This is a genomic window from Streptomyces sp. NPDC058662 (genome assembly GCF_042716255.1).
Lineage (GTDB): Bacteria > Actinomycetota > Actinomycetes > Streptomycetales > Streptomycetaceae > Streptomyces.
Genome location: NZ_JBHXRU010000010.1, coordinates 89404 through 99385, shown reverse-complemented (window position 1 = coordinate 99385; position 9982 = coordinate 89404). Strand labels below are relative to the sequence as shown.

Genomic DNA, 9982 nt, shown 5'->3' with positions numbered 1-9982 from the left:
GCCGTACGGCGGTCCCGGCCCCCTCGGCCTACGGCGTATTCCCGCGCCGCACCGCACGGCCCCGCGCGGAGTGCGACCGAGCGCTGACCGATACCGGCCCGATACGAAACACCCCCGTTTAGGCGCCGGCGCGCGTCGGGACCGCTGTGTTCCGGTCAAGCTGCATGGCTGTTCGATGAAGGGCGGGCGGCGCGCGGTGGCTCGGGGCGCAGGTCGGAGCAGTACCGTGCGGGGCCGGCGCCGGGCCCGCCGCCTCCGCGAGGGCGGACGCACCCCGCGTGAACTGCCCGAACGACCATTCGGTCGTCGTTATGCGAACGCTCTGTCCGTAAATCGGTCATCGATATGCGAGGCGCCTTCGCATCGGTCAGTGTGGTGCATGTCAGTTCGCGATATCGCAAGGAAGTATCGCGTTCAACCTTAGAATCGAAAGTGAGTTTCGCTGTGCGTCGCTTCACCACGGTCTCCGCCGCTGCCCTCCTGTGCCTGGCCGGTGCCGCCGGCATCGCGGAGGCCGAGCCCGCAAGCCTGTACGCCCCGTCCGCCATGGTCTTCACCGTCGCCCAGGGCGGCGACGAGGCCGCGGGCACCGTCGTACGGGCGTCCACCCTCAGCTGCGCCCCGACCGCCCAGGGGACCCACCCCGACCCCGAGGCCGCCTGCGGGGCCCTGAACGCCACCGACGGCGCGTTCGACCAGCTGCTGGCCGCCCCCGACCCGGACCGGGCGTGCCCGATGCACTACGACCCCGTCACCGTCACGGCGGACGGCGTGTGGCAGGGCGAACGCATCGCCTGGAAGCACACCTTCTCCAACTCCTGCGCCATGTCCGCGACGCTGAACGGGAACGCGGTGTTCGCGTTCTGACCGCCCGGTCACGATGGTGGGGGCGCCTGCCCACGGCTCTGTTCTGAGCACGCGCCCCACCCGGTCCGGGTGACACGAGTGGTGATCATCGCCGATCGCGGTTTGAGTGGGGGGTGCGGCCCGGCCGCAGTCCGCACCGCACCCGTCGATCCCGGTGGCCGCATGCAGAAGCAACCCTTGAGGGCCGTACGGACCGCCCGCGCCGTACGGACTCCGGGGAGCGTACGGGCCCCCGGACCCGGCGGACCCGGCGCACCCGGCGCCCCCGACGCGCCGCGGTCGGAGAACCCGGCGCCGACCGGCGACCCCATGCTCACCGCCAGATTCGCCGTACCCCCCGTCCCCAAGCTCCTCGTCCACCGTCCGGACCTTCTGGAGCGCCTGACCGGCGGAGCGCGGGGACCGCTCACCCTGGTCAGCGGACCGGCCGGCTCGGGCAAGACGGTGCTCGCCGCGCAGTGGATCGCCCAGGGGCTCGCACCGCGCTCGGCCGTATGGCTCACCGTCGAACCCGGGGATGCTCCCGGCGCCTTCTGGGCGTACCTCCTGGAGAGCCTCCACCGGGGCGGGGTGGCGCTGCCGGACGACGTGGGCAGGCCCACCCGCGCGGAAGGAGTGAGCCGGTCGCTCCTGGTGCGGCTGGCGGAGGGGCTGGCCGGGACCGCGCGGCCCACGGTGCTCGTGCTCGACCAGTTCGACACGGCCCGGGCGCCCGCGATCACCGAGGGACTGGAGTTCGTGCTCCGGCACGCCGGCGAGGGCCTGCGCACCGTGCTCACCAGCCGCACCGACTCGCTGCTGCCGCTGCACCGCTACCGCGCGGCCGGCGAGATCACCGAGATCCGCCACGCCGACCTCAGGTTCACCCGCGAGCACGCCGAGGCACTGCTGGGCGAGCACCGGCTCACGCTCTCCGCGGAGGGCGTCCGGCTGCTGGTGGAGCGGACCGAGGGCTGGGCGGCGGGGGTGCGCCTGTGCGCCCTGGCGATGCAGCGCAGCGCCGACCCGGAGGCCTTCGTCCGGCAGTTCGCCGCGGACCGCACGACGATCGCCGACTACCTGCTCAAGGAGGTGCTGGACGCACAGCCGCCCCTCACACGGGACCTGCTGCTGCGGACCTCCGTCACCGACCGCGTCCACCCCGACCTCGCGGACGCCCTGACCGGCCGGGACGACGGGGCCCCCACCCTGGCCGGCCTCGCCCGCGACAACGCCTTCGTCGAGGAGATCGACGCCTCCGCCTGGTACCGGCTGCACCCCCTGTTCGCCGAGGTCCTGCGCGCGCACCTGCGGCAGCGCCGCCCCGGCCTGGAGCCCCGGCTGCGCGCGCGGGCGGCACGCTGGCTCGCCGGGACCGGGCGGCTCACCGAGGCCGTGGCCCAAGCGGCCGCTGCCGGTGACTGGCCGTTCGCGGCGTCGCTGCTGGTCGACCGCCTGGCGATCGGCCGGCTCTTCACCGGCATCGAGGCGGACCGGCTGCGCCGGGCGTTCGCCGACATGCCGCCCGGAACGCCCGGCGCGGCCCCGGCCCTGGTCGCCGCGGCCTGCCGGCTCGCAGACCGGGACCTCCCCGGGTACGAGGCCGAGCTCGCCCGGGCCGCCCCGGGCCCGGGCGCCGCCCCGGATCCGGCGGTGAAGCTCAACCGCGCCTTCCTGGCCGTCCTCGCGGGGCGCCTGGCCGGCGACGCGCCGGCCGCGGAGCGCGCGGCGGCCGAGACCGACCGGCTGCTCCGAGGGACGCCCCCGCCGTTGCTCACCGCGCGCCCCGAACTCCGGGCCCTGGTCCTGGCGAACCTGGGCGCGGCCGAGCTCGGTGCCGGGCGCCTCGCCCGGGCCGAGACCGTCCTCGCGGCCGCCGTCGAAGCGTGCGGGGCGCCGGGTACGGAGCACCCCCGGTGCGACGCGCTCGGTTCGCTCGCTCTCGCGGAACTGCTGGCCGGCCGGCTGCGCCGGGCGGCCCGGCACGCGGGGGAGGCGTGCACCGCGGCCGACGGGGCGGCGCTCCCGCCGCAGCACCGGGCCGGCGTCGACCACCTGGTCCTCGCGGGTGTCGAGATCGCGCGCGACGACCTCGCCGCCGCCCGCAGCCACCTCGATGTGGCCGCCGACGCGGCGGGACCCCGTCCGGAACCGGTGGTCGCCGTGGTGGCCGCCGTCCTCGGTGCGCGGCTCGCGGTGGCGGCAGGGGAAGCACGGGCCGGGCTCGCGACCCTGCACGCGGTGGGACCGGACGTGCCCCCGGCCGGGCCGACCGCCTGGCTGGCCGACGAGCTGGCCGTCGCCGAGTCCGCGGTGCACCTGGCACTCGGCGACACCGCCCGCGCCCTGGCCGTCCTCGACGCCGTGGCGTCCGAACGGCCCGAGCACGCGGTGGCACGCGCCGGGGCCCTGCTGGCGGCGGGGCACACCGACCGGGCGACGCAGGCGCTGGCGGGCCTGCCGGGCGACGCCGGGGGCGGTGGCGGGGGCCGAGGCGGGGCCGGGGTCGGAACCAACGCCGAGGTCCCCGTGCCGGTACGGGTCCGGGCGTGCCTGCTCCGGGCGGAGGCCGCCGCCTCGGTCCACGACCCGCAGGAGGCGCGGCGGTGGCTGGACGAAGCACTGCGGTACGCCCGGTCCGAGGACCTGCGCCGCGTCTTCGTCGAGAGCGGCCCCTGGGTGCGCCGGAGCCTGCGCGACGACCCCCGGCCGGCCCGGCCCCGGAGCCGGTCGTCTCCCCGTGGCCCGGTGCGCGCGCCCGGGTCGGCGGCCGACGGGCGACCGCCCGTGGTGGAACCCCTGAGCGAGCGGGAGACCGAGGTCCTGCGCAAGGCCGCGCACATGCTGTCGACCGAGGAGATCGCCGCCGAGCTGTACGTGTCGGCCAACACGGTCAAGACACACTTGAAGAGCATCTACCGCAAGCTCTCGGTCGCCCGGCGCAGCGAGGCCGTCCACCGTGCCCAGGACCTCGGGATCCTGTGACCGGTTGCCGCGCGCGTCGTTCTCGCCCGTAGCGGGCGATGCCCCACCGCCGGGCGGGGCCGACGATGGCAGGGAGGCCGGGCCCGCGTGCCGAGCCCTCGCCCCCGTCCGACGCCTCGGCTCCGAGAGAAGTGGGTGCCCCCATGCGCTACGAATTCCGGGTCTCGGGCATCGTGCCGGACACCCTGGCCGCGAGCTTCCCCGAGCTCGACCGGATGCCCGTACCGGAGCAGACCCTCCTCCTGGGCACCGTCCTGGACGAGGCCCACCTGTACGGGCTGCTCACGCGCTTCCAGTCGCTGGGCATGCGCGTGCTCGAAATGCGCCGTCTCCCCGCCTGATACCCGGCCGCCGTCGCCCGCCCGGGCCGGGGGAAGAAGACCACCCGCTTCGGGTGATCACGCGGACCCGCCCGGCGGACGAGACTGCGAGGTGGGTGCCGATGCCTCCGGCTCGGCCCCGACGGATCCGGAGCAGGACGGTCCGGGTCCATACCGTCAACTGTGAGGTGAATTCCATGGGCCAGCCGACACCGACCGGAGGGGACTGGAACACCGGTCCCGCGCCGGGCAACACGCCGCTGTTCCCCGGCAGCGACGACGCGCCGGGAAGCACGGGAACGCTGTTCGCGGCGATCCTCCTGATCGTGACCGGGTTGCTCGCGGTGTTCCAGGGCATCGCGGCCATCGCCAAGGACGACGTCTACGCGCGCATCGGCAGCTACGTCTTCGAATTCGACCTGACGGCATGGGGCTGGATCCATCTCGTCATCGGCATCATCGCCATCCTCACCGGCGTGGGCCTGCTCAAGGGCTCGAACGCGGCCCGCGGCGCGGGTATCGCCCTCGCCGGCATCAGCCTGATCGCCAACTTCCTGTGGCTGCCCTACCAGCCCTGGTGGTCGATGATCATCATCGCGATCGACGTGTTCATCATCTGGGCACTGTGCAAGAGCTGGGTGCACCACGTCGAGTAGCCGCTCGCGGCCCCTCGGCCCGGAGCGCTCCGGCAGGCGACCACGCCCACCGGAGCGCTCCGGGCCGTCCCCGCCGGATCAGTAGCTCCCCGCCGGATCAGTAGTTCCGCGCCGGATCAGTAGCGCAGAGCCGTGCCGGTCTCGGCCGACACCGCGCCGGACAGCTTGTGCGTACTGCGGGCCTCGCCCTGCCCCGTGCCCTGGCCCGCCACGTCCGAGATGGTCACCACCACCGTGTCGAGCCGGTTGCCGCTCTCGTCCTTGAAGTCGACCTGCACCGCGAACGACTTGGTCCCGTTGTCGGTGTTGCGCACCGTGACGGGGACCGTGGTGTAACCGTCGGAGCCGGTCGCCGGAGACCCCAGGGACACCTGGTCCTTGGCGTCGACCCCGTCCTTGACCCCCGCGAGCTTGTCCTTCGCCACGGCCGCGGCGGACTCGGCGGCCTTCCCGGCCTCGGCGGCGGCCGAGGCCACCGCGTCCCCGGCCGACTCCACCGCGGCCGCCGCGCTCGACACGGCGGCGGACGGGTCGCCGCCACCGTTCGAACAGCCCGCGGCGCCGAGAACCGCCACCGCCAGCACCGCACCCGCCGCACCACGCTTCCATGCCTTCACCGCCACCACGCCTCCAGATGTCGAGCCCGTCCGGACTCCCAGTTCAAAGCCCCGGCGGCCCCCGCGCCCACTGGGCCGGGCATCCGGGTGAGGTGCCGAGGCCCTCCCCGGGCGGTCCCGCGCGGGTAACCGGAGCGGTGGGGGAGCGGACGAGGCCGTCCGGTTGCGCCGGAAACCGTGACATCCGTCACGGTGCGGACCGCGGCCGACTCGGCCCTGCGCGCGACCTGGGGCCCTCGACATTTCCCGCTTTGTGCCTGTTTGGCGTTGATATGCCTCACTCCGCCAGAAACGGAACCAGGCCCTCTTCTTCTGCCCCCACCAACCCGGCCGGTGAGGGTCGGTTCTGGTGAGGTGTCAGGCGTACGCCGGTGTCATCGCGGTCGTCGCATGCACGATCCCTCCGCCGATTCAAGCCCGGCCTCGTAACTCCTGGGCCGTCCGGGAGACGCCGCTTGCCAGGCCGGCGCCGGCCTTCTCAGAATGGCGGCTCCTCCGGCGCCCCCCGCGGTCCGGCGCCGGGAGCTTCGCGATCACCGAGTGAGGTCACGCATGAAGAAGCACCGTAAGAAGACGCACCAGAGGAAGATAGCCATCGCTGTCGGAGCCCTGGCGATCGTGGGCGTGCCCACCGCCGCCATGGCGTGCCTGGGCCCTCAGGACAGCGGCTCCGGACGGCCCACCGCGGCCCGCCAGGACATCCGCGACCGGCAGGACGCCCCCCTCGGAGACCCGGGCTCCCAGCAGCCCGTCGAGTCGCCGGTCCAGGCCGGAGCCCCCGAAGTGACCCCGCCGCCGGTGGAGCCCGCCGCGCAGCCGGTGGTCCGGCCGCCCGCGGCGCCCGTCGAGGAGACCGCGCGCCCCGCGCCGCAGAAGCCGCAGACGCCCCAGAAGCCGCAGCGGCCCGCCCGGCCCCCGGTCGGGACGACCGCGCCCCAGGCACCCGAAGGCACCCCGGCGCCCACCGGCGCCCAGGCCGAGGTCCTCGCGCTCGTCAACAAGGAGCGCGCCGCCGTCGGCTGCTCGGCCCTCACCGTCAACGCGAAGCTGACGAAGGCCGCCCAGGACCACAGCGCCGACATGGCCGCCCACGGCACCATGTCCCACACCGGCTCCGACGGCTCCGACGCGGGCGCGCGCATCACGCGGGCCGGGTACGAGTGGAGGACGTACGGCGAGAACGTCGCCTACGGCTACAGCACTCCCGCGAAGGTCATGGAGGGCTGGATGAACAGCCCGGGCCACAAGCGGAACATCCTCGACTGCTCGTACAAGGAGATCGGCATCGGCCTCGCGCAGCCGGGCCACTACTGGACGCAGAACTTCGGCGCCACGCGCTGACGCATGGACGGCCGGCAGGCGGCGTACGACGTGGGGGGCGGCCCGGAGCGGCCGCCCCCCCAGGTGGGTCGCAGGGCGGCCGGGGGGTTTCAACCGTGCCTCGCCGAGCACGCGTCGGGGGACGGATTGGACCCCGAGCGAGGAGGCACACGGATGGCCGCCGACCGGCAGCACCAGGATCTGGACGTAGTGGCGTTGATCCTCAAGGACCACCGCAGCATGGAGGAGTTGTTCCGCCGGATGCGGAGCGTGGAGGCGGACCGCGCGGGCGCGCTAGCGAAGTTCTCCGCCCTCCTCATCGCGCACGGTGAGGCGGAGGAGACGAAGGTCTACGGCGCGCTGAAGCGCTACAAGGACGTGGACGACGAAGAGGTCGAGCACGGGGCGGAGGAGCACGCGGAGGCCAACGAGGCCCTGCTGGCGCTGCTCGAAGTCGACGAGGTGGGCTCCGACGTATGGGACTCCCGGCTGGAGGACCTGGTCAAGGCGGTGTCCCACCACCTGGACGAGGAGGAGCGGACGATCCTCAACGGCGCCCGGGAGAACGTCTCCGACGAGCGCAGGGCCGAGCTCGGAGCCGCGTTCCTGGAGGAACGCGAACGGCATCTGGCGGCCGACTGCGGAGCCGTCGAGAACGTACGGGCCGTCGTGGGCCGGTGACGGCCCCCCGGTGACCGGGCCCGGGGCGGCCGCCCGGTCGCCGGCTCGGCGCGCACCCCGCTGCCGCCGTACGCCCTCACGCCGGGTGGCCGGCCTCCAGGTCGCGGACGTCCGAGTACCGCAGCGCCGGGGTTGCCGCGCCGCCGCCGGGCGGCGACTGCTCGGCGGGCGAGAGCAGGAACCCCACATGGTCGCCGCCCGCCACGACGCCCTCGACGCGGCCGGTGAACCAGGAGCCGGCCTCGGCGAGCACCGGCGCGCCCCCCAGGCCGGGCCGCCAGTCGAGCCCGGCGAACTTGTCCACGTCGTCGCCGGTGCGGCCGCCGAACAGCTCGGCGAGCGCCCTCTGGTCCCGGCGCAGCATGTGCACGGTCAGGTAGCGGGCCTCGCACGCGACCCGGTAGGTCCGGTTCACCGTCGACAGCCAGACGACGAAGCGCGGCGGCTCGATCGAGCACGGGGAGGCGAACCCGACCAGGCAGCCGGCCGCCTGCCCGCCCGCCGCGGCCGTGACGACGTACACCGGCCCGTCCCCGGCGTCGGAGAAGGGGGTGACTACGTGCTCAGGGTCCGGCATGCGGCTCCTCACGGGTTCTGTCGGGGTCCCTCGGGACCGTGCGGCGTCCCTCCCTCATCGGCCTCCTACCCCGTCGGGTTGAGCGGCTCACACCCCCGGACCCGCGGCGCCCCGTCCCGTCGCACCGCCAATACGCCCGTCCGGCACGGAAGATCACGGTGGTGGCACGCGTCCACGGGCCCGGCGGGGCAGGCGGGCCGTGCCTCGGCCATCCGCGTGCGGCCGCCGCCCCGGCTCCGTAAGCTCGCGCGGGAGCGCCCGACGCGCTCAGAGGTCTCCTCACCACCGACGGATCGGACGGCAGGCCCTCCATGACCACTTCGCGGGACTTGTTGATCGTCGCCATGGACCGGGGGGCCGAGCGCCCCGTGGAAGAGGGCGACCTGTCACTCGCCCTCGCGGGCGCCGAGATGGCCGACCTCCTCGGCGCCGAGGCCGTCCGGCTGGAGGGCGACCGCATCGTGCCGGCCGACCGGCCGGCGCCGGCCGACCCGCTGCTGGCCGCGGCGTTCGCGGAGCTCGTCCGCGGGGCCCCCCACGAGTCGCTCGCCGACTGGCTGTGGCGCCGCGGCCGCGGCCTGGCCGCCGTCTACGGGGCCACGCTGGAGACGGAGGGGCAGCTCGTGCGGGAACGCCGCCGCTTCCGGGTCGGCTCGCCGGCGCCGGCCGATACGCCCGACCGCCGCCGGGCCGTGGACCGCTGGAACTCCGGGGACCCCGTACTCGCGGCCCTCGCGGAGGCCGCCGGGATCCCCGGCGAGCGGACCGGGGACGCCCCGGACGTGGCCGACGACGCGGTGGCGGCCGTCCTGGCCGCCACGAACGACGCCGTCCTGGAACTCGGCTCGGTACGGCAGCGCCGGGCCATCGACGAGGCCGCCTTCGACAACATCTGGCGGGGCGGCGTGTGAGTCGCGGGGGAGCGCCGTCGCGTCCCCCGCGTCAGACGGGCTCCGGGGTGAAGGAGCGCATGTCGTCGCCACCGGGCTCGACGATGCCGTAGCTGCTCTCGGGCACCTCGTGCCAGGCGCCCGGCAGATCGCCGAGGGGCTCGGACACGATCAGGCGCGTCTGGTCGGACACGTCCCGCAGGAACGCGACGTCGGGGTGCAGCCTGCGCAGGGTCTCCACCCGGCTGCTGTAGAACAGCGACCCGGAATCGCCCTGGCTGGAGTATCGGAAGGCCCACACCCTCGCGCCGTCGGTCACGGCCAGGGTCATCTGGAGCGGGTACCGCACCCCGTGCTCGCGTCCGACGCGCTCCACGGTCCCCGCCATCCGGGCGACCGCCGCCGGCGGGTCCTGTTCCAGGCCGAAGGTGAGGGCCAGGTAGAACATCGTCTCGGAGTCCGTCGTCCCCCCGATGTCGGCGTACAGGGCCGGGTCGACAAGCAGGGTGAGGTCCCGGCGCATCAGGTGGAAGCCGGCGATCGCGCCGTTGTGCATGAACATCCACCGGCCGTGGCGGAAGGGGTGGCAGTTCGACTGCTGCACCGTCGTGCCCGACGACGCCCGGATGTGGGCGAAGAACAGCGGCGAGGTCACGTGGTCCGCGATCTCCCGCAGGTTTCGGTTGCTCCAGGCCGGGCCGACGTCGCGGAGCAGCGCGGGCGTATCGGTGTTCTCGGGGGCGTACCACCCGACGCCGAAGCCGTCGCCGTTCGTCGTCACCACGCCGAGCCTGGAGTGCAGACTCTGGTCGATCAGGGAGTGGACCGGTTTGTACAGGATGGTGTCGAGCAGCAGGGGCGTCCCCGAGTACGCGAGCCATCGGCACATGAACGCTCACCTGAGTCCATCGTTCCGCTTCTCCGGACGTCCCAGTCTGGTGGCCGCGGCCGATGATCGCCACGCGGGCCGCGGCGCCCCACGGCCCCGGCCGCGACCGTCTACGCGCGTCGGAGGACGGATCCGCATGTCGGAACACACCAGCCGGGGCGCCGCGGCCTGGATCATCGGCCACACCTGCGGCCGTAGTGG

At 74.4% G+C, this 9982-nt stretch carries 10 protein-coding genes; 7 read left to right on the top strand and 3 right to left on the bottom strand.

What is annotated here, in order from left to right; all coding sequences use genetic code 11:
- Window positions 1-432: 432 nt before the first annotated feature.
- The 4 genes from ACFWUQ_RS06715 (at window position 433) to ACFWUQ_RS06700 (ending at window position 4807) form a co-directional block, all read left to right on the top strand.
- Window positions 433-867: a subtilase-type protease inhibitor gene (locus tag ACFWUQ_RS06715; protein ID WP_384533800.1), complete on the top strand. Its 435-nt coding sequence runs from the start codon at window positions 433-435 to the stop codon at window positions 865-867.
- A gap of 309 nt (window positions 868-1176) precedes the next feature.
- On the top strand, window positions 1177-3831 hold the full coding sequence (locus ACFWUQ_RS06710) for a LuxR C-terminal-related transcriptional regulator (protein WP_384533798.1): 2655 nt from the start codon (window positions 1177-1179) through the stop codon (window positions 3829-3831).
- Between the two features lie 143 nt (window positions 3832-3974).
- Complete coding sequence (locus ACFWUQ_RS06705; protein ID WP_384533796.1) at window positions 3975-4172, top strand: hypothetical protein; 198 nt, start codon at window positions 3975-3977, stop codon at window positions 4170-4172.
- 176 nt (window positions 4173-4348) lie between these two features.
- Complete coding sequence (locus tag ACFWUQ_RS06700; protein WP_384533793.1) at window positions 4349-4807, top strand: hypothetical protein; 459 nt, start codon at window positions 4349-4351, stop codon at window positions 4805-4807.
- Window positions 4808-4923: 116 nt separating this feature from the next.
- Here ACFWUQ_RS06700 and ACFWUQ_RS06695 read toward each other — a convergent pair whose 3' ends face one another.
- A complete protein-coding gene (locus ACFWUQ_RS06695) occupies window positions 4924-5424 on the bottom strand; it encodes a hypothetical protein (RefSeq protein ID WP_384533791.1) in 501 nt (166 codons plus the stop codon).
- Window positions 5425-5976: 552 nt separating this feature from the next.
- Here ACFWUQ_RS06695 and ACFWUQ_RS06690 point away from each other — a divergent pair.
- Window positions 5977-6765 carry a CAP domain-containing protein gene (locus tag ACFWUQ_RS06690; protein WP_384533787.1) on the top strand — a complete coding sequence of 263 codons (789 nt, stop codon included), beginning with the start codon at window positions 5977-5979 and terminating at the stop codon, window positions 6763-6765.
- A 153-nt stretch (window positions 6766-6918) separates the two neighbouring features.
- A complete protein-coding gene (locus tag ACFWUQ_RS06685; protein ID WP_384533784.1) occupies window positions 6919-7425 on the top strand; it encodes a hemerythrin domain-containing protein in 507 nt (168 codons plus the stop codon).
- A gap of 76 nt (window positions 7426-7501) precedes the next feature.
- Here ACFWUQ_RS06685 and ACFWUQ_RS06680 read toward each other — a convergent pair whose 3' ends face one another.
- Complete coding sequence (locus tag ACFWUQ_RS06680) at window positions 7502-8002, bottom strand: flavin reductase family protein (RefSeq protein ID WP_384533781.1); 501 nt, start codon at window positions 8000-8002, stop codon at window positions 7502-7504.
- Window positions 8003-8313: 311 nt separating this feature from the next.
- Between ACFWUQ_RS06680 and ACFWUQ_RS06675 the strand changes: the two genes are divergently transcribed.
- Window positions 8314-8913: a GPP34 family phosphoprotein gene (locus ACFWUQ_RS06675; RefSeq protein ID WP_384533779.1), complete on the top strand. Its 600-nt coding sequence runs from the start codon at window positions 8314-8316 to the stop codon at window positions 8911-8913.
- A 31-nt stretch (window positions 8914-8944) separates the two neighbouring features.
- On the opposite strand, the gene ACFWUQ_RS06670 is transcribed toward ACFWUQ_RS06675, so the two are convergent.
- On the bottom strand, window positions 8945-9781 hold the full coding sequence (locus ACFWUQ_RS06670; protein ID WP_384533776.1) for a class II glutamine amidotransferase: 837 nt from the start codon (window positions 9779-9781) through the stop codon (window positions 8945-8947).
- Between the last annotated feature and the right edge of the window lie 201 nt (window positions 9782-9982).